Source organism: Propioniciclava sp. MC1595 (assembly GCF_017569205.1).
Classification (GTDB): Bacteria; Actinomycetota; Actinomycetes; order Propionibacteriales; family Propionibacteriaceae; genus Propioniciclava.
In genome coordinates, this window is record NZ_CP071870.1 from 1,943,580 (window position 1) to 1,964,289 (window position 20,710).

At 72.2% G+C, this 20,710-nt stretch carries 21 protein-coding genes, 1 tRNA gene and 1 pseudogene; 12 read left to right on the forward strand and 11 right to left on the reverse strand.

Annotation, left to right across the window (positions count from 1 at the left end):
* Together J4N02_RS09225 and galK are read left to right on the forward strand one after the other, a co-directional pair.
* A complete protein-coding gene (locus tag J4N02_RS09225) occupies positions 1 to 180 on the forward strand; it encodes a DUF6104 family protein (protein ID WP_182815234.1) in 180 nt (59 codons plus the stop codon).
* Positions 173 to 1,273: a galactokinase gene (galK, locus tag J4N02_RS09230; protein WP_188333893.1), complete on the forward strand. Its 1,101-nt coding sequence runs from the start codon at positions 173 to 175 to the stop codon at positions 1,271 to 1,273. The genes J4N02_RS09225 and galK overlap by 8 nt, the downstream gene beginning before the upstream one ends.
* On the opposite strand, the gene J4N02_RS09235 is transcribed toward galK, so the two are convergent.
* Entirely contained in the window at positions 1,257 to 1,631 is a 375-nt protein-coding gene (locus J4N02_RS09235; RefSeq protein ID WP_188333892.1) for a hypothetical protein, read from the reverse strand. The genes galK and J4N02_RS09235 overlap by 17 nt on opposite strands.
* Positions 1,632 to 1,817: 186 nt before the next feature.
* Between J4N02_RS09235 and J4N02_RS09240 the strand changes: the two genes are divergently transcribed.
* From J4N02_RS09240 to J4N02_RS09250, 3 genes and pseudogenes are all read left to right on the forward strand, one after another.
* Complete coding sequence (locus J4N02_RS09240; protein ID WP_182815240.1) at positions 1,818 to 2,066, forward strand: WhiB family transcriptional regulator; 249 nt, start codon at positions 1,818 to 1,820, stop codon at positions 2,064 to 2,066.
* A gap of 31 nt (positions 2,067 to 2,097) precedes the next feature.
* A complete protein-coding gene (locus J4N02_RS09245; RefSeq protein WP_188333891.1) occupies positions 2,098 to 3,207 on the forward strand; it encodes an ROK family transcriptional regulator in 1,110 nt (369 codons plus the stop codon).
* Between the two features lie 67 nt (positions 3,208 to 3,274).
* Positions 3,275 to 4,857, forward strand: a pseudogene (locus tag J4N02_RS09250) (IS1182 family transposase).
* Between the two features lie 197 nt (positions 4,858 to 5,054).
* On the opposite strand, the gene J4N02_RS09255 reads toward J4N02_RS09250, so the two are convergent.
* Complete coding sequence (locus tag J4N02_RS09255) at positions 5,055 to 6,515, reverse strand: sensor histidine kinase (protein ID WP_188334765.1); 1,461 nt, start codon at positions 6,513 to 6,515, stop codon at positions 5,055 to 5,057.
* Positions 6,516 to 6,586: 71 nt separating this feature from the next.
* On the opposite strand from J4N02_RS09255, the gene J4N02_RS17410 reads away from it, so the two are divergent.
* Positions 6,587 to 6,661, forward strand: coding sequence for a 50S ribosomal protein bL37 (locus J4N02_RS17410; RefSeq protein ID WP_372727394.1), 75 nt, complete (start codon positions 6,587 to 6,589; stop codon positions 6,659 to 6,661).
* 68 nt (positions 6,662 to 6,729) lie between these two features.
* Here J4N02_RS17410 and rsrA read toward each other — a convergent pair whose 3' ends face one another.
* Both rsrA and J4N02_RS09265 read right to left on the reverse strand, forming a co-directional pair.
* Positions 6,730 to 6,984, reverse strand: coding sequence for a mycothiol system anti-sigma-R factor (gene rsrA, locus J4N02_RS09260; RefSeq protein WP_182815246.1), 255 nt, complete (start codon positions 6,982 to 6,984; stop codon positions 6,730 to 6,732).
* Positions 6,977 to 7,603 carry a sigma-70 family RNA polymerase sigma factor gene (locus J4N02_RS09265; protein ID WP_208090918.1) on the reverse strand — a complete coding sequence of 209 codons (627 nt, stop codon included), beginning with the start codon at positions 7,601 to 7,603 and terminating at the stop codon, positions 6,977 to 6,979. The genes rsrA and J4N02_RS09265 overlap by 8 nt, the downstream gene beginning before the upstream one ends.
* A 144-nt stretch (positions 7,604 to 7,747) precedes the next feature.
* Between J4N02_RS09265 and J4N02_RS09270 the strand changes: the two genes are divergently transcribed.
* Genes J4N02_RS09270 through J4N02_RS09285 form a run of 4 tightly spaced genes read left to right on the forward strand, consistent with a single transcriptional unit; the run spans position 7,748 to position 11,495 of the window.
* The gene (locus J4N02_RS09270; protein ID WP_188334763.1) at positions 7,748 to 8,359 is read left to right on the forward strand and encodes a DoxX family membrane protein; all 612 of its coding nucleotides are present in this window, start codon (positions 7,748 to 7,750) and stop codon (positions 8,357 to 8,359) included.
* 13 nt (positions 8,360 to 8,372) lie between these two features.
* Positions 8,373 to 9,629 carry a 3-phosphoshikimate 1-carboxyvinyltransferase gene (gene aroA / locus J4N02_RS09275; protein ID WP_188334762.1) on the forward strand — a complete coding sequence of 419 codons (1,257 nt, stop codon included), beginning with the start codon at positions 8,373 to 8,375 and terminating at the stop codon, positions 9,627 to 9,629.
* Positions 9,626 to 10,636 (forward strand): ribosome small subunit-dependent GTPase A, encoded by a 1,011-nt coding sequence (rsgA, locus tag J4N02_RS09280; protein ID WP_188334761.1) that lies wholly within the window; start codon positions 9,626 to 9,628, stop codon positions 10,634 to 10,636. Before aroA ends, rsgA begins: the two co-directional genes overlap by 4 nt.
* A gap of 34 nt (positions 10,637 to 10,670) precedes the next feature.
* Positions 10,671 to 11,495: an inositol monophosphatase family protein gene (locus tag J4N02_RS09285; RefSeq protein WP_188334760.1), complete on the forward strand. Its 825-nt coding sequence runs from the start codon at positions 10,671 to 10,673 to the stop codon at positions 11,493 to 11,495.
* Between the two features lie 6 nt (positions 11,496 to 11,501).
* Here J4N02_RS09285 and serA read toward each other — a convergent pair whose 3' ends face one another.
* From serA to J4N02_RS09320, 7 genes are all read right to left on the reverse strand, one after another.
* Positions 11,502 to 12,692: a phosphoglycerate dehydrogenase gene (serA, locus tag J4N02_RS09290; protein ID WP_188334759.1), complete on the reverse strand. Its 1,191-nt coding sequence runs from the start codon at positions 12,690 to 12,692 to the stop codon at positions 11,502 to 11,504.
* Positions 12,693 to 12,702: 10 nt separating this feature from the next.
* On the reverse strand, positions 12,703 to 13,485 hold the full coding sequence (locus tag J4N02_RS09295; RefSeq protein WP_188334758.1) for an ABC transporter ATP-binding protein: 783 nt from the start codon (positions 13,483 to 13,485) through the stop codon (positions 12,703 to 12,705).
* Complete coding sequence (locus J4N02_RS09300) at positions 13,482 to 14,330, reverse strand: ABC transporter ATP-binding protein (protein WP_188334757.1); 849 nt, start codon at positions 14,328 to 14,330, stop codon at positions 13,482 to 13,484. Before J4N02_RS09300 ends, J4N02_RS09295 begins: the two co-directional genes overlap by 4 nt.
* Complete coding sequence (locus J4N02_RS09305) at positions 14,327 to 15,139, reverse strand: ABC transporter permease (RefSeq protein WP_188334756.1); 813 nt, start codon at positions 15,137 to 15,139, stop codon at positions 14,327 to 14,329. Before J4N02_RS09305 ends, J4N02_RS09300 begins: the two co-directional genes overlap by 4 nt.
* Positions 15,136 to 16,089: an ABC transporter permease gene (locus tag J4N02_RS09310; RefSeq protein ID WP_182815263.1), complete on the reverse strand. Its 954-nt coding sequence runs from the start codon at positions 16,087 to 16,089 to the stop codon at positions 15,136 to 15,138. The genes J4N02_RS09305 and J4N02_RS09310 overlap by 4 nt, the downstream gene beginning before the upstream one ends.
* An 8-nt stretch (positions 16,090 to 16,097) precedes the next feature.
* Positions 16,098 to 17,717: an ABC transporter substrate-binding protein gene (locus J4N02_RS09315; protein ID WP_188334755.1), complete on the reverse strand. Its 1,620-nt coding sequence runs from the start codon at positions 17,715 to 17,717 to the stop codon at positions 16,098 to 16,100.
* Positions 17,718 to 17,857: 140 nt separating this feature from the next.
* The gene (locus J4N02_RS09320; RefSeq protein ID WP_208090919.1) at positions 17,858 to 19,114 is read right to left on the reverse strand and encodes a DDE-type integrase/transposase/recombinase; all 1,257 of its coding nucleotides are present in this window, start codon (positions 19,112 to 19,114) and stop codon (positions 17,858 to 17,860) included.
* A 164-nt stretch (positions 19,115 to 19,278) separates the two neighbouring features.
* Here J4N02_RS09320 and J4N02_RS09325 point away from each other — a divergent pair.
* Positions 19,279 to 19,352: transfer RNA gene (locus J4N02_RS09325), tRNA-Met, on the forward strand.
* Positions 19,353 to 19,410: 58 nt separating this feature from the next.
* Positions 19,411 to 20,709: a pitrilysin family protein gene (locus tag J4N02_RS09330; protein ID WP_243760766.1), complete on the forward strand. Its 1,299-nt coding sequence runs from the start codon at positions 19,411 to 19,413 to the stop codon at positions 20,707 to 20,709.
* Position 20,710 lies beyond the last annotated feature (1 nt).

Sequence of the window (20,710 nt, forward strand, 5' to 3'; positions counted from 1 at the left end):
TTGTACTTCACCGACCGCGGGATCGAGGAGCTCGAGACCAGGCGGGGCGCCGATGAGGTCAGCCTCGCCTGGCTCGCCGAGCAGTTGCGCACGTTCGTCGACCTGAACCCCGAGTTCGAGGTGCCGGTCGAGCGGCTGGCCACGTGGTTGGCGCGGCTGGACGACGAGGACGATGACTGAACCCGCCCTCGGGACCTCCCCCGGCCGGGTCAACCTGGTCGGGGAGCACACCGACTACAACGACGGGTTCGTCCTGCCGATCGCCCTGGGCCACGTCGCCCGCGTCGAGGCGACCCCACGTGACGACGGCCGCGTGCTCATCAGTTCCGCGCAGCTCGGCGAGTCCGTCGAGCTGGAGGAGCTGTCCCCCGGGCCGCGCGCCTGGTGGGGCTACGTGGCCGGGGTGCTGTGGGCCCTGCGGCAGCGCGGGCACGCCCTCGGCGGCGTGGACCTCGCCCTCGACAGTGCCGTCCCCCTGGGCGGTGGGCTCTCGAGCTCGGCCGCCATCGAGTGCGCGACCGCGCTGGCCCTGGACGCCCTCGCCGGGCTGGGGCTCTCCCCCGCCGAGCTGGCCGAGGTCGCCCAGGCGGCCGAGAACGACTTCATGGGCGTCCCCACCGGCCCCATGGACCAGCGGGCGAGCCTGTGGTGCACCACCGACCACGCCCTGCTCCTGGACTGCCGCACGCTGACCCCCGAGCAGGTGCCGTTCGCGCTGCCGAACGACCTCGTGCTCGCCCTCGTGGACACCCGCAGCCCGCACGTCCTCGCGGACGGGCACTACGCGCAGCGCCGCCGGGCCTGCGCGAGCGCGGCCGAGGCCCTCGGCGTCCGGGCCCTGCGAGACGTCACCCCCGCCGACCTGCCCGCCGCGCTGGCCCGCCTCACCGACGACGAGCAGGTGCGTCGGGTGCGGCACGTGGTCACCGAGAACGCCCGGGTGCTCGACGCGGTGGCGGCGCTGGAGGCGGGCGACTGGGCGTCCTTCGGCCGGATCCTGACGGCCTCGCACGCCTCGATGCGCGACGACTACGAGATCACGGTCCCGACGGTCGACCTCGCCGTCGAGACGGCCCTGGCCTGCGGCGCGCTGGGCGCACGCATGACCGGCGGTGGCTTCGGCGGCACGGTGATCGCGCTGCTCCCGGTGGGCTCGCTCGACTCCTTCGCGGACGCGCTGGGCGCCGCCTACGCCGAGCGGGGGTTCGCCGCCCCGGGGCTGTCCACCACGCGCGCCGCGGCCGGCGGGATCGAGCTCAGCGCGGCCCGTTGAGCCAGGCCCGGCTGATGGGGTGCAACGCCCCGACGACGATCGCGAGCGCGGCCACCGCCCCGATGAGCGCCTGGGGGGCCGACCCGTCGGTGGCGAACTGGGCGAACGAGAAAACGTGCAGCAGCGCGGCGGCCACGACGGGCCCCATGGCCCAGCGCGCGCCCCGCAGCAGGGCGACGCCGACGCCGCCCACCAGCAGGCCCCACAACACCAGCGCGAGGGCGACACCACCGCTGAACGCGCCGTGCCCGGAGGCCAGCGACAGCCCCGCCATGCCCAGGAAGAACAGGCCGAAGAGGATCGTCGTGACGGCCGCCACGGTCAGGCCGAGCGGGCGCGGGGAAGCGTTTTCGGGCACCGGGTGATTCTACGCCGTCCACTCGGTGACCCCCGGGTGTCCGAAAGATGGCGCGGGGCTGACCATTCCCGGCCGTGCCCCTTGTTTTCGGCTCAACAAGTTGGCAAGGTAGTCAGGCGTGCCCGGCGGACCCCACCACGGGGCACTTTTCCTGAGAGCGTCCCATCTACGAGGAGTGGTTGCCGCATGGACTGGCGCCATCGGGCTGCATGCCTGACCGAGGACCCGGAGCTGTTCTTCCCCGTGGGGAACACGGGCCCGGCCATCATGCAGATCGCCGAGGCCAAGAAGGTCTGCGCGCGCTGCGAGGTGCGTACGGAATGCCTTCAGTGGGCTCTCGACGCAGGACAGGACCACGGGGTGTGGGGCGGACTGTCCGAGGACGAACGCCGCGCGATGAAGCGGCGCAACGCACGGGCCCGCGTCCGCACCTGACGCACGGGCCCCGACTCTGGGGGACGATGGCATGCCGACCCGACGCTGGTCACTCGATCCGACGAGCCTGCGCGTCGCCCTGACCGTCCTCCGCCACGGACCGATCTCGCGCGCCGGCCTCGGCCGCATGCTCGACCTCTCCTCCGCGAGCGTCACCCGCCTGACCAAGCCGATGGTGTCCGCCGGCCTGCTCCTGGAGGGCGCCCCGCTGGGGCGGTCCACCGGCCGGCCCGCGCTCCCCCTGGACATCGCTGCCGAGAGCGCCACCTTCGTGGGCCTCAAGGTCTCCCACGAGGGCCTCCACGCCGTCCTCACCGACCTGCGCGGCACGATCCTGGCCACGGCCTCCTGCGACGGCGACCGCCTCTCCCCCGCCCGGGTCGCCGGCGCCGTCCACGCGCTCGTGGACGAACTGACCGAGGGCCGGCGCGCGCCCGACGCGCTCGGTGTCTCCCTGGGCGCGACGGTCGACCGCGACGGGCTGGTCCGCGGGGCGACCTTCCTCGGCTGGCCCGCCCCCGTGGACCTCGCCGCCCTCCTCGAGGCGGAGACCGGGCTGCGGACCACCATCGACAACGACGTGAACGCGTTCACCGTCGCCGAGCACTGGTTCGGCGTCGGTCGGGACACCCAGGAGTTCGCGGTGCTGACCATCGGCGCCGGCGTCGGGCTGGGCCTGGTCTGCCGCGACGAGGTGGTGCGCGGCCGGGCCGGCGCCGTCGGCATGGTCGGCCCGCTCAAGGTCCTCGACGGACGCCGGGCCGAGGAGGTCCTCAACCGGGACCGGTTCCTCGCCGCGGTCGACGAGGCCGTGGGGGCGTCCGTGGAACCGGGCACCGACATCGTGGCGCTGGGCACCGAGGTCCCCGGGGTGGCGGCCCTGCTCGACGACGTGGCCGACGCCGTGGGCGAACTCGCCGGCACGGTGTCGGCCATCACCGCCCCCGAACGCATCCTGGTCGCCGGGGAGGGCGCCCCCCTCCTCGCCGGCCGCGAGGACCGCGTGCGCGCCCTGGTGGGGCGGATGAGCCCCGACCACATCCCGGCCCCCACCGTGGTGGTCGAGGTCGTCGGGGACGCGGAGTGGGCCCGGGGCGCGGCGGCCCTGGCGATCCGCGCCCACATGGGCGTCGGCGACTAGGAGCCTGCTGAACAATCTGTCCGCGTGCCCACGGGACTGACCGGCAGCTGGCTGGAATTGTTGGGTTGTGCAGGGTGAGTCGAGTCCGCAGCGGGATGTGTTGGACGTGGAGTCGCTGGCGGGGCATTTGTTGCCGGCTGGCAGCGTGTTCCGGTTCTTGGCCGAGCACCGGCACCGCCTGTTCCCGGACGCGTTGTTCGCCGACCTGTTCCCGTCGGGGCGGGGCCGGCCATCGATCCCGGGCGAGGTGATCGCCTCGGTGATCGTGCTGCAGGCGTTGAACGGTTTGTCCGATCGGGAAGCCGTCGAAGCGCTCACGTTCGACCTGCGGTGGAAAGCGGCGTGTGGCTACCCGGTCGACAAGAAGGCGTTTGATGCGTCGTCGTTGACGGTGTGGCGGGCTCGGCTGGCAGCGTCGGAGCGGCCGCAGCGGATCTTCGAGGTGGTCCGGGACGTGATTGACGCCACGGGTGCGGTGAAGGGCCGGACGCGGCGTGCCCTGGACTCGACGATCCTGGATGACGCGGTGGCAAGGCAGGACACGGTCACCCAGCTGATCGCGCAGGTGCGCCGGGTGGGCCGGGAGGTGCCCGGCGCCCAGCAGGTAATCGAGCAGCGCTGCACCCGGCTGGCCGCGCTGACCGGCCAGGGGTACGACAGCACCGGCAAGCCGCGGATCGCGTGGGACGACCGCCAGGCCCGCGACGAACTGGTCACGGCGCTGGTCAACGACGCGCTCGCCCTGCTCGCCGGCCTGGACGCCGAAGCGATCACGGCTGCTGGCGGCAAGCCGGCCGAGGCGGTCGCGTTGCTCGCCTTGGTGGCCGGTCAGGATGTTGAACCAGCCGAGGGTTCCGTCGGCACGGATGGCCGGTGGCGGATCGCCCGCCGGGTCGCCCCGGACCGGGTCATCTCAACGGTCGACCCTGATGCGCGGCATGCGCACAAGACCGTGGAGCGCCGCCAGGACGGGTTCAAGGCCCACGTGGTGATCGAGCCCGACACCGGCCTCGCGACCATGGTCGAGTTGACCAAGGCCGCCGGGCCGGACAACAGCGACGCCACCGTCGGTGCCAGGCTGGTGGTGGCTGATCCGACCATCGACAGCCCGGTCGAGGTGCTGGGCGATTCGGCCTACGCCACCGGCGACATGCTCGCCGTCCTTGAGGCCAAGAGGTGGGTGCCGCTGGTCAAACCCTGGCCGATCCGGCCGGCCGTCGAGGACGGGTTCACCATCGACGACTTCACCCACGACCCTGCCGCCGGCACCCTGACCTGCCCAGCAGGAGTAACGAAGACCATCACCAAGACCCGCAAGGCGGTGTTCGGCATCGCCTGCCGGGCCTGCCCGTTCAGGCAGCGATGCACGACCGCCGCGAAAGGCCGCACCATCCAGCTGCACCCCCACGACCTGCTGCAACGCGCACACCCCAACGGGCCGCCGGCGAGGGCTTCCAAGCCACCTACCGCCGGTACCGGCCCATGGTCGAACGCACGATCGCGTGGCTGGCCCGAGGCAACCGCAAAGTGCCCTACCGAGGCGTCACGAAGAACGACAACTGGCTCCACCAACGAGTCGCGGCGATCAACCTCCGCCGCCTCCTGAACCTCGGCCTCAGCTTCGGCAACACCGGCTGGGCGATCGCCTGACCAGCCCCGCAACGAGCTTGAACACCAACCACACGGGTCCACCACGACCCTCAGACAAGCGCGACGACCCCGCTGTCGCACTCAACTGCGCTGACTCACACTCGCGGCTCGACAGCCGCGGCGGCGTCCCACCCGCCACCCACGTCCAACCCGCCGTCAGATAGCCGCCTTGTTCAGCAGGCTCCTAGGCGTCCGCCTCAGGACAGCGGGACCACGATCCGGGCCCGGGTGCCGCCGCCGGAGGGGCGGGGCGCCATCTCGAAGGTGCCGTCCAGGTCGGCGACCAGCGTCGTCACGATCGACAGGCCCAGCGAGCCGGACGCCGCCACCGAGAAGTCGTCGGGCAGCGCGGTGCCGTCGTTCTCGACCTCCACCACCAGCTGCCCGTCCCGCTGGCCGGCCCGGACGACCACCTCGCCGGGGGCCTCCCCCAGCCCGTGCTCCAGCGCGTTCTGGACCACCTCGGTGAACACCAGCGACAGGTTGGTCGCGACCTCGGCCGGGATGAGCCCGAAGCTGCCCTGGCGGGTCATGGCGACCTTGCTGCGCGACGTGGCGACGTCGCGCACCATCGTCATGAGCCGGTCGGCGACCTCGTCGAAGCGCACGGACGCGTCGAAGCCCTGGGACAGGATCTCGTGCACCACCGCGATGGCGGCGACCCGCTTCTGCGCGTCGCTCAGGGCCCCGGACGCCTCGGGCGAGGTGGTCCGGCGGGCCTGGAGGCGGAGCAACGCCGCCACCGTCTGCAGGTTGTTCTTCACCCGGTGGTGGATCTCACGGATGGTCGCGTCCTTGGTGACCAGCTCGCGCTCGCGGGAGCGCAGGTCGGTGATGTCGCGCCCCATGACGAACCAGCCGGACTGGATGCCCTCGACGAGCAGGGGCTGGACCCGCAGCCGCATCGACCCCTGCCGCGTCTCGATCTCCTGCTCGCGGACCCGCGCGGCGCACAGCAGCGGCGCGGCGACCTGGTCCACCGGCTCGCGGCGGTTGCGGGCCAGCTCGGCGACGACGGCGCGCAGGTCGTCGCCCAGGAGGTCGCCTCCCCAGCCCAGGCGCCGGAACGCGCTCATCGCGTTGGGGCTGGCGAACGTGACCACGCCCTGGGCGTCCAGTCGCATGGATCCGTCGCCCACGCGGGGGGTCTCCCACGGGACGGGCTTGTCACCGACCATCGGGAACTGGCCCACCCGCAGCATGGCCATCAGCACCTGGGCGGTCTCGAGGTAGGTGTCCTCCAGGGCGCCCGGGGCGCGCACGCCCATGCGGTTGGTGTGCATCTCGACCACGGCGATGACCTTGTCGCCCCGGATGACCGGGACCGCGTGCACGTCGACCGGGATCCCGGCGTGGAGCTTGTTGCCGCTGGTGCCGCAGATCTCGCGGGAGAGGTAGGCCTCGACCACGAGGCTCTCAGGGTCGTACGCCACGTCCTCGCCGACCACGTCGTCCTCGAGCGCGGTCGGGCCGGTCGTGGGCCGGCACTGCGCCGCCGCCCAGAACACGTTGTCGTCGACGTCGGGCACCCACAGGAGCAGGTCGCTGAACGACAGGTCGGCGAGCATGTCCCACTGGTCCACCAGCCCGCCCAGCCACAGGGTGTCCTCGGCCGACAGGTCACTGTGGGCGGCCACGACATCGGTGAGCGTCAGCATGCGGCCCATGGTAGATCCGTGGCAGAATGGGTCCTCGCGCCGTCCGGCGCACTGACGTGAGGAGAACTCCTATGGGCAAGACCGGACGCAAGCGCCGCGCACGCAAGAAGAACAAGGCGAACCACGGCAAGCGCCCCAACGCCTGAGGCACGGTAGCTGTACCCGAAGCGACGGACGCCCCCACCGATACCGGTGGGGGCGTCCGAGCGTCTGGTCAGAACTCGAAGCGGGTGACGGTCACCGACTGGATCTGGGTGACGATCCGCAGGCGGAGCGCCGCCGGGGCCGGCGGGCACGCGCAGGAGCGCTTGACGAGCTTCTTCAGCGCGTCGATCAGGTCGGTCTCGTCGAGGCAGTGGGCGCACGCGTCGATGTGGTGGCGCAGGTCGTCGGCCTCGCGCTCGGTCAGCTCCCCGTCCAGGAACTGGTGCACCTTCTGCTCCACGGTGCTGCAGTCGATCTCACGCATCGCGGTCCCCCGTCCCGATCCCGAGCGAGGCGGCGTGGTCGGCCAGCAGCTTGCGCAGCTGGGTGCGACCGCGGTTGAGGCGCGACATCACGGTGCCGATCGGCGTGCCCATGATCTCGGCGATCTCCTTGTAGGAGAAGCCCTCGACGTCGGCGAGGTAGACCGCCATCCGGAAGTCGGGGGCCAGCTGGCCCATCGCGTCGGTGACCACCGAGTCGGGCATCCGGTCCAGGGCGTCCATCTCGGCCGAGCGCAGGCCCGTCGAGGTGTGCTTCTCGGCCGCGGCCAGCTGCCAGTCCTCGATGTCCTCGCCGAACCCCTCCTGGGGCTGGCGCTGCTTCTTGCGATAGCTGTTGATGTAGGTGTTGGTGAGGATGCGGTACAGCCAGGCCTTCAGGTTCGTGCCCGGCTTGAACTGGTGGAAGGACGCGAAGGCCTTCGCGTACGCCTCCTGCACCACGTCCTCGGCGTCGGCGGGGTTGCGCGCCATCCGCAGCGCGGCGCCGTAGAGCTGGTCGAGGTACGGCAGGGCGTCACGCTCGAAGCGGGCGGACCGCTCCTGCGGGGTCTCGGTGGCGACGTCGACCTCGTCGGGTGCGTCGGTGCTCGGCAGGTTCATCGCATACGAGAGTACCGCCGAAGACCTCGGGGCGTGCCGCCCCGTGCCCGGGGACACCACGGTCGCGCTGCTTGCCATGCCGGAATCAACACCGGCGCCCACCACTTTGTTCCCGTGCCTTGTCGCCCGTGGTAGGAATGGCACATGAATCTCGTGCGCGGAATCGGCCGCCTGCTCCTGGGTGGCTTCTTCATCGTCCAGGGCGCCAAGGCCGTGAAGGACCCGGCCCAGTTCGCCACCGCCGCTGAGCCCATCGCCCAGCGGTTCGTGCCCCTCGCCCAGCGGACCCTGCCGCCCGAGGCCTCGGCCTACGTGCCGGAGGACCCGGAGACCCTCGTGCGCCTCAACGGCGTCGCGTCGGTGCTCGGCGGGCTCGGCATGGCCACCGGCATCGGCCGCCGGGGCGGCGCCTACCTCGCCGCCGCGTCCATGCTGCCGCACGTGCTCGCTGCCGACCCGCGGGGTGCGACGCCGGCCGAGAAGAACTCGATCCGCAGCGTCTTCCTGCGCAACCTGGCCCTGCTGGGTGCTGCCCTCGTGGTGTCCCAGGACACGGCCGGCCAGCCCAGCCTGCTGTGGCGCGCCTCCGACAGCCGCAAGCGCCTGGCCCGCGAGGCCGACCGCACCGCGAAGTTCGTGGCCCGCGAGACCGGCAACACCGGCCGCGCGCTCGCCAAGGACATCAAGCGCTACAAGCGCGAGGCCCAACTGCAGGCCCGGATCGCCCGCAAGACCATCGAGGGCGCCCTTCCGTGACCCCGCGCGTCTCGTGACCCGCTGGGTCGCCCCCACCGCGGGGGGTCCGGTACGCGGCCGGGTCACCATACCGGGCTCGAAGTCGGCCACGGCACGCGCGTTCGTGCTGGCCGCCCTCGCCGACGGCCCGTCGACGCTGTCGGGGGTGCTCGAGGCCCGCGACACCCGGCTGATGCGCACCGCGCTAGGGTCGCTGGGCGTCGGCTTCACCGACCACCCGGACGCCTCGGTCACCGTCACGCCCCCCGCCCGGTTCGCCGCCGGCGCGGTGGACGTCGGCCTGGCCGGGACCATCATGCGCTTCGTCCCGCCCCTGGCCGCCCTGGCCGACGGCGTCACCCCGTTCACCGGCGACCGGGAGGCCGAAGTGCGACCCATCGCCCCCCTCCTCGACGGCCTGCGCCAGGCGGGGGTCCAGATCGAGGGCGACGCGCTGCCCTTCACGGTCCGCGGCACCGGCTCGGTGCCCGGGGGCGAGGCCACCATCGACGCCTCCGGCTCCAGCCAGTTCGTCTCCGGCCTCCTGCTGGCGGCCGCCCGCTTCGACGCCGGGCTGGTCGTCCACCACCGGGGCGGCGCCGTCCCGTCCCGACCGCACATCGGCCTCACCCTGGCGATGCTGCGCGACCGGGGCGTCGACGCCGAGGCCGTCGGTGACGCCTCCTGGCGCGTGGCCCCTGGGCCCATCGCGGCACGCGATGAGGCGATCGAGCCCGACCTGGTCAACGCGGCGGTCTTCCTGGCCGCAGCCCTGCCCACGGGCGGCTCCGTCACCGTCGCGTGGCCCCGGCACACCCTGCAGGCCGCCGACGCGATCCTGGGCACGCTGGAGGCCCTCGGCGGCACCGTCACCCGCGACGGCGACAGCGTCACCGTGACCGGCACCGGCGTCGTGCGCGGGGCCGACCTGGACCTCACCGACGCCAGCGAGCTCACCTGCATCGCCGCGGCCCTGCTGGCGCTGGCCGACGGCCCCGGCTCGATCCGCGGCGTCGCGCACGTGCGCGGGCACGAGACCGACCGGCTTGCCGCCCTCGAGACCGAGCTGCGCGCCCGCGGGGCGGGCGTGCACCAGACCCCCGACGGCCTGGCCATCGTGCCCGGGCCGCTCACCGGTGGGGTGTGGGGCTGCTACGCCGACCACCGCATGGCCCACGCCGGCGCCGTCCTCGGCCTGGCCGTGGCCGGGGTCGAGCTCGACGACGTGGGGTCCACCACCAAGACCATGGCCGACTTCCCCGGCCTGTGGTCGGGGCTGGTGGCCCCGTGAGCAGCCGCGCCTGGTCGCGCGACGAGCACGACGGCTACGGCCGGCCCCCGCGCCGCACGCGCCCCCGCACCAAGGACCGCCCCGACTACTCCGACGCCGAGGTCGGGCTGGTGATCACGGTCGACCGCGGCCGGTACTCGGTCGACCTCGACAACGACGCCGGCCACCGCCGCGTCCTGGCCACCAAGGCCCGCGCGCTGGGCCGCAAGGGCGTCATCGTGGGCGACCGCGTCCGGGTCGTGGGCGACACCACCGGCGACGAGGGCACCTTGGCCCGCATCGTCGAGGTGGTCGAGCGCGAGACCGTCCTGCGACGCACGGCCGACGACGACGACCCGCACGAGCGCCCGATCGTCGCCAACGCCGACCAGCTCGCGATCGTCACCGCGCTGGCCGACCCGCCGCCGCGGATGGGCATGATCGACCGGATCCTCGTGGCCAGCTTCGACGCGGGCCTGCGCCCGCTGCTGGTCCTCACCAAGGCCGACCTCGCCGCTCCCGACCGACTGCTGGCCGCCTACGCCGGCCTCGACGTGGACGCCGTGGTGGTCCAGCCCGGCGCCGACCTGACCGAGCTGCGCGACCTCCTGGCCGGCCACCGGACCGTCTTCGTCGGGCACTCCGGCGTGGGCAAATCCACGCTGGTCAACGCGCTGATCCCCGACGCGGGCCGCGCGATCGGGCACGTCAACGAGGTGACCGGGCGGGGGCGGCACACCTCCACGTCCGCGATCGCCCTCGAGCTCCCCGAGCCGGGTGGCTGGGTGATCGACACCCCGGGCGTCCGGTCGTTCGGGCTGTCGCACGTGACCACGGACACGATCCTGGCGGCGTTCGACGACCTGGCCGCCCTCGTCGCCGACTGCCCGCGCGGCTGCCAGCACGACTCCACCGCGCCCGAGTGCGCGCTCGACGAGGCCGTCGCCCGGGGCGACCTGCGCCCCGAGCGGCTGGAGTCGTTCCGCCGCATGGAGAAGGTCTGGACGAGCCCGCCCGCGTGGGACTGATCCGGCGCCCACGGTGCGCCGCTAGGGTGAGCGCATGCCCGAGACCTCCTACGTGGACGACGTGCGGCTGGCGCACGTGCTCGCCGACAACGCCGACGCGCTCACCATGGCGCGGTGGAAGGCGCTGGACCTGCAGGTGAGCGCGAAGCCCGACCTGACCGAGGTCACCGACGCCGACCTCGCCGTCGAGGACGCCCTGCGCGCCACCCTGAAGCGGGCCCGGCCGCGCGACGCCGTGCACGGCGAGGAGCGGCAGGACACCGGCCACGGGCCGCGGCGCTGGATCATCGACCCGATCGACGGCACGCGCAACTTCGTGCGCGGCGTCCCGGTCTGGGCCACGCTCATCGGGCTCATGGACGGCGACGAGGTCGTGGTGGGCATGGTGTCGGCCCCGGCGCTGCAGCGCCGCTGGTGGGCCTCGAAGGGCGGCGGGGCGTTCACCGGCAAGACGCTCGCCTCGGCCACGCGGCTGCAGGTCTCGGGGGTGGACGCCGTGGAGGACGCGTCGCTGTCCTACAGCTCGATCGGGGGCTGGGTCTCCTCCGGGCGCGGGCAGGAGTTCGTCGACCTGATGCGCGAGTCCTGGCGGACCCGCGCCTACGGCGACTTCTGGAGCTACATGCTCGTGGCCGAGGGCGCGGTCGACATCGCCTGCGAGCCCGACCTGGCCCTGTACGACATGGCCGCCCTGGTCCCGATCGTCACCGAGGCCGGCGGTCGCTTCACGAACCTGGACGGCGTCCCGGGGCCGGTGGGCCCCGGCGCCCTGGCCACCAACGGCCGCCTGCACGACCTGGTCGTCGGCCGGCTCACGCCGTCCGAGCCCACGGTCGACCTCGGGCGCCTGACCCCCTGAGCGGCGTCAGCGCACCTCGACGCGGATGGCCTCGGGCATCGCGGTGAGGGCCTCGACGACCGCGTCGGTGACCTCGCCGCCGATGTCGAGCACGACGTAGCCGACGTGCCCGCGGGTGGCGAGGGTCTGCCCGTCGATGTTGGTGCCGTGCTCGGCCAGGATGGTGTTGATCTTGGCCAGCACGCCGGGCACGTTCTGGTGCAGGTGCATGATCCGGCGCGCGCCGGGGCCCTGCGCGGCGACGGCGGGCAGGTTGACCGACAGCACCGTGGAGCCGTTCTCGGAGTAGTCGGCCAGCTTGCCGGCCACGAAGGAGCCGATGTTCTCCTGCGCCTCCTCGGTGGAGCCGGCCACGTGCGGGGTCAGGATCACGTTCGGGGTGCCGCGCAGCGGGCTGGTGAAGTAGGGGCCGTTCTTCTTCGGCTCGGTCTCGAACACGTCGATGGCCGCCCCGGCGATGTGGCCCGAGTCGAGGTGGCGCTTGAGCGCCTCGGTGTCGACGACGAAGCCGCGCGACAGGTTCAGGAACAGCGAGCGGGGGCGCATCATCTGGAACTCGGCGTCGCCCCACAGGCCGCGGTTGCCCGCCCGGCCGTCGACGTGCAGCGAGATGGTCTCGGCGGTGGCCAGGAGCTCCTCCAGCGAGCCCATCCGGCGGGCGTTGCCCAGCGCGAGCCGATCGACGATGTCGTAGAAGTAGACGCTCATGCCCAGCGACTCGGCAACCACCGACAGCTGCGAGCCGATGTTGCCATAGCCGACGATGCCCAGCGACCGTCCGCGGATCTCGTGGGACCCCTTGGCCGACTTCACCCACTCACCGGCGTGCATGCGCGCGTTGTGGTCGGTCAGGTGGCGCGCCATCGCGATGATCTCGCCGATCGCGAGCTCCACCACCGAGCGGGTGTTGCTGTAGGGGGCGTTGAACACCGCCACGCCGCGGGCGGTGGCTTCGTCGAGCGCGATCTGGTTCGTGCCGATGCAGAACGCGCCCACCGCCTTGAGCTGCGGGGCCGACTCGAACACCCGCTTGGTCAGCATCGTGTTGGACCGGATGCCGAGCAGGTCGACACCCTGCAGCGCGGCGATCAGGTCGTCCTCACCGAGCGCGCTCGGCAGCGTCTCGACGTCGTAGCCCTTCTCGGTCAACAGCTTGATGCCGGACGGGTGGATGTTCTCGAGCAGGAGCGCCTTCACCCGGGGGATTCTACGGCCGGGCGCGGAAGGTGGGGATCGCGGCCACCAGTCGGGCGGTGTAGGGGTGCTCGGGCTCGCTGAACAGCCGCTGGGTGGGACCGGCCTCGACGATCCGGCCCGCCTGCATGACGACCGCGTCGGGGCAGACGTGCCGGACCACGGCCAGGTCGTGGCTCACGAACAGCAGGGTCAGGCTCAGCTCGTCGACGAGCCCCATCAGCAGGTTGAGCACCTGGGCGCGCACCGACACGTCGAGCGCCGAGACCGCCTCGTCGGCGATCAGCACCTCGGGGGACGGGGCGAGCGCCCGGGCGATCGCGATGCGCTGGCGCTGGCCGCCGGAGAACTCGTGGGGGTAGCGCCGGGCGGCGTCGACCGGCAGGCCCACGGCGTCCAGCACCTCGGCCACGCGTGCGCGCGGGTCGAGGTCGCCGCGCTCGCGCCGGATGATCGGGCTGCGCAGCGGCTCGGCGACGATGTCGCCCACGTTCATGCGGGGGTTCAGCGAACTGCGCGGGTCCTGCAGGACCAGCTGCACCGAGGCGCGCAGGAAGCCCAGGCGCCGCTCGGGCACCCCCGAGACCACACGGCCGTCGAACCGCACCTCCCCCGAGGTGGGCCGGTCCAGCGAGGCCATCAGCCGGATCAGGGTGGACTTTCCGGAGCCGGATTCCCCCACGATGCCCAGGCGCTGGCCACGCTCGACGGTGAGGCTCACGTCGTCGAGGGCCACGACCCGGCGCGGGCCGCTGCTGTAGACGCGGGTCAGGTTCTCGACCTCGTACAGGCTCATCGGTCCCTCCGCACGTGGTCGGCGACGGTGGGCAGGCGGGTTCCGGGCTCGAGCAGGTCGAGGCGGGCGGTGGCGACCAGGCCCGCGGCGTACGGGTGCCGGGGCTCGTTGAAGACCTGGTCGGCAGTGCCGCGCTCCACGACCTCGCCGTCGAGCATCACGACGACGTCGGAGCAGATCTGCGAGACCACGGCCAGGTCGTGGCTGATGAACAGGCAACTGGCGCCCACGGCGTCCAGCACCTCGTCGAGGACCCGCAGGACCGTCGCCTGGACGGTCACGTCGAGGGCCGTGGTGGGCTCGTCGCAGATGACGAGGTCGGGCCGGTTGACCAGCGCCATGGCGGTGACGACGCGCTGCCGTTGGCCGCCCGAGAGCTGGTGGGGGTAGCTGTCGGCGATCCGCTCGGGGTCGTCGAACCCGACGGCGCCGAGCACCTCGAGGACGGCGGCGCGGGCGCGCCCGGCGTCGCGGTCGCGGTGCAGCCGGAAGACCTCGGCGACCTGCCGACCGGCGGTCATGGTCGGGTCCAGGGCGGTCATGGGCTCCTGGAAGATCATGCCCATCTGGTCGCCGCGCAGGCGGGACAGCGCACGGTCGCTCAGCCCCACGAGCTCGCGCCCGTCGAGGCGGATGGAGCCGCTCACACGGGCGTTCTCGGGCAGCAGGCCCATGATCGCCAACGCGGTGACGGTCTTGCCCGAACCGGACTCCCCGATGATGCCCAGGCGCTGGCCCGGGGCGAGGTCGAGGTCGAGGCCGCGCACGACGGGCTTTTGCCGGCCGAACGCGATCGACAGGTCGCGGACCGCCAGGGTGGCGCCGGGGCCGTTCGTGGCGGTCATGCGACCTCCCGCAGCTTCGGGTCGAGGAAGTCGCGCAGGCCGTCGCCGACGAGGTTGAACCCCAGCACGGCGGCGGCGATGGCGAGGCCGGGCCACACGGCCTGGGCGGGGTGGCTGAACAGGTAGGTCTGGGCGTCGCCCAGCATGCGGCCCCACGACGGCACGGTGGGCGGGGTGCCCAGCCCGAGGTAGGACAGCGCGGCCTCGGCGAGGATCGCCATCGCGAAGCTCACCGACGCCTGCACCCCGATCAGGTGGGCGACGTTGGGCAGCACGTGGCGCACCGCGATGGCCGGGACCGGCGTGCCGGAGGCGCGCGCGGCCAGCACATAGTCGGACGCCAGCACCGACAGCGCGCCCGCGCGCGTGACCCGGATGAACGCGGGGATCGTGGCGATGCCGATCGCCACCATGGCCGTCTCGGTGGACGCCCCGAACACGGCCGCCAGCAGGATGGCGAGCAGGAGCGCCGGGAACGCGTAGGCGACGTCGGTCGCCCGCATCATTACCTCGGCCCCCCAGCGGGGAAGCCACGCCGCGAGGATGCCGAGCGGGACGCCGACCAGCGCCGCGATGCCGACCGCGATGATGCCCACGTACAGGGCCGCGCGGGCGCCCACCAGGATGCGGCTGAACGTGTCGATGCCCATGTGGTCGGTGCCGAGCACGTGCGGCCACCCCGGGTTCTGCAGGCGGGGTGCCGAGCCGACGGCGGTCGCGTCGAACGGCGTCCAGATGAAGGACAGCAGGGCCAGGGCCACCACGGTCGTGACCAGGACCAGGCCCACCCAGAGCTCGGCGCGCTTCACGACTCCTCCCGGGTGCGCAGGCGCGGGTCGATCAGCACGTAGCTCAGGTCGACGACCGCGTTGATGACGAGCACGGCGAAGACCAGCAGCATCGTGATCCCGCGGACCACGACCAGGTCGCTGGTCGCGACCGCGTCGAGCAGGGCCGAGCCCAGGCCGGGCAGGACGAACACGCGCTCGATGACGATCGCCCCCACGATCACCGAAGCCAGCTGGAGCCCCAGGACCGTGACCAGCGAGAGCGCGGCGTTGCGGATGCCGTGGCGGACGAGCGCGCGCCCCTTCGTCCACCCGACGGCGCGCGCGGTGCGGTAGTAGTCCTCCGACAGGACCTCGAGGAACGCCGAGCGCACGTAGCGCACCAGGACGGCGGCCTGGATCACCCCCAGCGTGACCACGGGCAGCACGAGGTGGGACGCCCAGCGGCCCGGGTCGCGCCCGAAGGGGACGTAGCCGTTGGGCGGCAGCCAGCGCAGCAGGACGCCGAACACGAAGACCAGCAGGATGCCGGCCCAGAAGGCCGGGATGGCCATGCCGACCTGGGCGGCCGCCGAGGTGAGCAGGCCGGGGAGGCGGCGCCGCTTGAGCGCGGCCAGGGCCCCGAGCGGGAGCGCGATCAGGACGGCCAGGGCCAGCCCGCCCACGACCAGGGAGCCGGTCACCTCGAGGCGGGGTGCGATCAGCGTGGAGATCGGCAGCGACGAGAACCAGGAGCGGCCGAGGTCGCCGGTGAGCAGCCCACCGACCCACTCGAGGTACTGGACGCCGAACGGCCGGTCGGTGCCCAGCTCGGCCCGCTTCGCGGCGAGCTGCTCGGGCGTGGCGCCGTGCCCGAGGATGACGGCGGCCACGTCGCCGGGCAGCGCCTGGGTGATCACGAAGATCGCGAAGGAGGCGGCTGCGAGGCTGAGCAGGAAGATGCCCAGCCGTGCCACCACCTGGCGCGCCACGACGGGTGTCAGGCCTTGGCGATCGTGGTGACGTCGAACGAGAGCGAGCTGTTGGCGTTCTCCGCCACCCCGGTCACCCCGTGCTGGGTCACGACGAGGTTGGGCAGGGCGAACAGCCACACCGACGCGGCGTCCTCGGCGATCAGCCGAGCGGCCGTGCGCAGCTCGGTGGTGTACTCCTCCACCGTGCCCTCGGTGCCCTTCTTCACGGCCTCCTGGACCGCCGGGTTGTCGTAGCGCCAGTAGAACGCGGGGTTGGCGTAGGTCAGGACGTCACGCGGCTCGACGTGCGCCACGATGGTCAGGTCGTAGTCGGCGTTGGTCATCGCGGTGTCGATCCACTGGCGCGGGAACTGGAGCTCCTCGACCTGGACGGTGATGCCCACGGCGCCCAGCTGCGAAGCGATGAACTGTGCCGCCTTGGTGGCGTACGGCAGCGTCGGCGGGCGCAGGCGCAGCGTGAGGTTGGTCTGGCCGGCCTCGGCGAGCAGGGCCTTGGCCTGCTCGGGGTCGTACGGGTAGAGCTGCGACAGGTCCTCGTAGTACGGGTCGGTCGGGACGGCCATGGAGCCGATCAGCGTGCCCTTGCCGTGCCACACGGTGTCGAGCAGCGCCTTGCGGTCGATCGCCATGGTGATCGCCTTGCGGACGCGTACGTCCTTCAGCGCCGGGTTGCCCGTCCCCGCGGGCACGCCCTCGGGGGCGGCGCCGTTGTTGATCGCCATCGTGACCTCACCCTCGGTGCTGCCCTCGATGACCGTGAACCGGCTGGTGTCGCTGAACTGGTCGATCGTCTCGGGCGCCTGCAGGTTGGAGATGATGTCGAGCTGACCCGAGAGCATCGAGGCGTTCATCGCGTTCGGGTCCTTGAAGTACCGGAACGTGACCTCGTCGAAGCGGGTCGGCGTCCCCCAGTACGCGTCGTTGCGCTTCAGGGCGATGCTGTCGCCGGGGGTCCAGCGGTCGAGGGTGAGCGGCCCGGACCCTGCGGTCTGGGAACCGGCGTCGGCGAAGCCGGTCGGGTTCATGACGATGCCGGCGGCGCCGGCCATGTCGAACAGCCAGGTCACGCTGGGGCGGCTCAGCACCACGTTCACCGTCTGCGCGTCGACCGCCTCGGTGCTCGCGACGACCTCCATGGCCCGCTTCAGCTTGGGGGCGACCGTGCCCGTCCGGATCCGCTCGATGTTCGCGACGACCGCGTCGGCATCCACGGGCGACCCGTCGGAGAACTTGGCCGACGGGTTCAGCCGGAAGGTGTAGGTCAGGCGGTCGGGGGTGACGTCCCATGCCTGGGCCAGGAGCGGCTTGAGCTCGCCGGCCGAGTCGAGGCGGATCAGCGTCTCGAAGACGTTGTAGAGCAGCGCCTGCGGACCCGCAGCCGCGTCCGTCGCGGTCGGGTCGAGCGTCTGCGGCTCGGCGGTCGCGCCGATGACGAGGGTCCTCGCCTCACCGGCGGGCGCCTCGGTGGGCGCCGCGGTCGACCCGCTGGGCGCCGGTGCGGGCGCCGGGAGCTGCTGGCCACCGGCCGTGCAGGCCGTGAGCACGAGCGCGGCCGCAGCCACGAGTGCGGCGAACGCACGCCCCCGCGTGCGCACCCCGACAGTGCGGGCCTCTGACTTCGCCATTCGATCCTCCCGACCAACGCTGGCTCCAAGCGCGGACAGCTTACTCCACGCATCAACGGGCGGCCGATCGTGGTGCCTCATAGTCAAGTCCCCGGCTGATGGGGCGTGTGCCTCACAGATTTTTCCCCGGGAACGGGGGTCTAGCCGGCGCGGATCTTGAGGGCTTTGATGTCGGGGGCTCGCCAGGTGAGTTGGTCTTCGAGGCGGCGGGTCTTGGTGGCGGCCAAGCGGGTCAGTTCGGCTTGGAGTTCGGTGATCTGCCGGGCGATCCGGGTGGGTTTGAGGGTGGCCCGGTAGGCGGCGAGTTCGTGTTCTTGGGCGGGGCTGAGGACGCCTGCCTCGAGGAGCCGCCGGTAGGGGGAGCGGGGCTGGTCGTAGAGGCGCTTGCGGCGGCCGAGCTTGTCGGTGCCGTACCCGATGGGTTTCTTGGTCGGGGTGAAGAAGTTCAACCTGTCGTTGACCAAGGGCCACAACTGGGTCAGGAGGTCGAGTTCGGCCGGGGTGTCGTAGCGGTGGTAGAACCCGTATCGGCGCACGAGGTGGCCGTTCTTGGACTCGATGGTGGCTTGGTCGTTGCTCTTGTAGGGCCGGGATCGGGTGAAGAACACATCCCGGTCACCGGCCCAGCCGATGATCTGGTGGTTGATGAACTCCGAGCCGTTGTCGCAATCGATGCCCGTCACGGCGAACGGCACCGCCTCAACGAACGCGTCGAAAGCGGCCAGCACGTGCACGCGGGCGTTGTTCCGGATGGGATGGGTGTACACCCAGCCGGTGTGCACGCAGGTGAAGTTCACACTCCTGGCGAACTCGCCCTTCAGGGTGGGCCCGCAATGGGCGACCGTGTCGACCTCGAAGAACCCGGGTTCGCCCTCGACCTCGTCACCGGCCTTGCGTACCTGGATCGATTGGCGCAACAGGTGCCCGGGCTTGGTGCTGGTCTTGCCGCGGATCGGGTCCCGCGCTTTGGCCGGCGCCAGGTAGCGGTCGATCGTGGCCGCCGACATGGCCTCGAGCTCGGCACGGACCCCGTCGTGGTAGTGCTCCACCCCGGGCACCAGTGACCCTTCGGCCTCCATCGCGTCCAGCCAGTCGCCCATCGCGGCAGCCAGGTACTTGCCGCAACTACCGCCACTGGTGGCCCACACCTGTTGCAGGACCTTGGTCGCATCGTAGGAGTACCGGCGAGGCTTGGTCTTGCGCCGATCGATCACCGCGACCGTTGCCACTGCCCGTCCCGGCGCCTGCAGCAACCGCAAGCGGAGTTGCTGACGGGCATGGTCACGGTTCCAGCCCGTCACCCCCACCACCTGGTCCAAGATCACGCTCTTGCCCTGCTTCGGCGCGTCCGCGTACGCCTGCGCGTACCGCTTGGTGACCTCGACCCTGGCCTTCATCGACAACTTCTCCTCAAGCCGCACACCCCATCGTGGCCGGCCCCACCCCCTCACGCGGGGAAAGTCTGTGAGGCACAGCACCCTGCTACGCGGGGACTATGTGTGAGTGTCGTCGCCGATTTGGCCTTCCCCGGTGGTTGGGCTAAAGTGGTCCGAGCAACCAACGCGGGGTGGAGCAGCTCGGTAGCTCGCTAGGCTCATAACCTAGAGGTCAGGGGTTCAAATCCCCTCCCCGCTACGACACACGAAGGGCCCGGATCTGATCCGGGCCCTTTCGCATGTGCTTGACTGGCCCGGTGACCACCGCCGTTCCCCTCGGGTACCCGATCCACGAGCACACCCTCGAGAACGGCCTACGGGTGGTGGTCAGCCCCGACCACGCGGTCCCCTTCGTCGCGGTGAACCTCTGGTACGACGTGGGTTCGCGCGACGAGCAGCCCGGGCGCACCGGCCTGGCGCACCTGTTCGAGCACGTCATGTTCCAGGGCTCGGAGAACGTCGCCAGCGGCGAGCACTTCAACACCCTGCAGGCCTCCGGGGCCACCGGCAACGCGACCACGTGGTTCGACCGCACCAACTACTTCGAGGCCGTGCCGACCGGCGTGCTGGACCTGGCCCTGTGGCTCGAGGCCGACCGGATGGCCAACCTCCTGCCCGCCCTGACCCAGGAGAACCTCGACACCCAGCGCGAGGTGGTCAAGGAGGAGAAGCGCCAGCGCTACGACAACGCCCCCTACGGCGACACCATCGACCACGTGCTGGCCCTGGCGTTCCCGCCCGAGCACCCGTACGGGCACACGGTCATCGGCTCGATGGCCGACCTGGACGCCGCCTCGCTCGACGACACCCACGCCTTCTTCACCCGCTGGTACTCCCCCGCCAACGCCGTGCTCACCCTGGTCGGCGACGTCACCGCCGAGGACGGGCTGGCCAAGGCCCGGGCCCTCTTCGGGCACCTCCCCACCCGCGGTGTCCCGGCCCGCGCCCGGGTGAGCCCGCTGCCGCCGCACGCCGGCGTCCCGCGTCGGGTCGCGACGGCGCCCGTCCCGGCCGACATGCTGTACCTCCAGTGGCGCACGCCCGCCCGCGGCTCCCGGCTCGCCGACGCGGTCGACATCGCGCTCACGGTGCTCGGCGGCAGCGAGACGTCGCGGCTCTACCGACGCCTCGTCCGCGAGGACGGGACCTGTTCGGGGGCCGGCTCGTCGGCCATCCCCCTGGCCTGGGGCAACTCGCTGTCCCTGGCGTACACCCGCGCGCTCGACGGCGCCGACCTCGCCGCGATCGAGCAGGCCCTGTGCGACGAGGTCGAGCGGCTCTGCGCCGACGGGCCGACCGACGCCGAGCTGCAGCGGGCCCACATCCAGTTCGAGCGCGAGTGGCTGGGCGAGTGCGCCCGCCTGGAGTCGCGCGCCGACCTGTTCAGCGCGCACGCCACGATGTTCGGCGACCCGGGGCGGGTGAACCGCCGCATCGTCGAGTACACGGCCGTGACCGCGGCCGAGGTGCGGGACGCCGCGCGCGCCTGGCTGCGCCCCGACCAGCGCGCCGTGCTGGAGTACCGCCGCGGACCGATGGGACCCGACCAATGGTGAC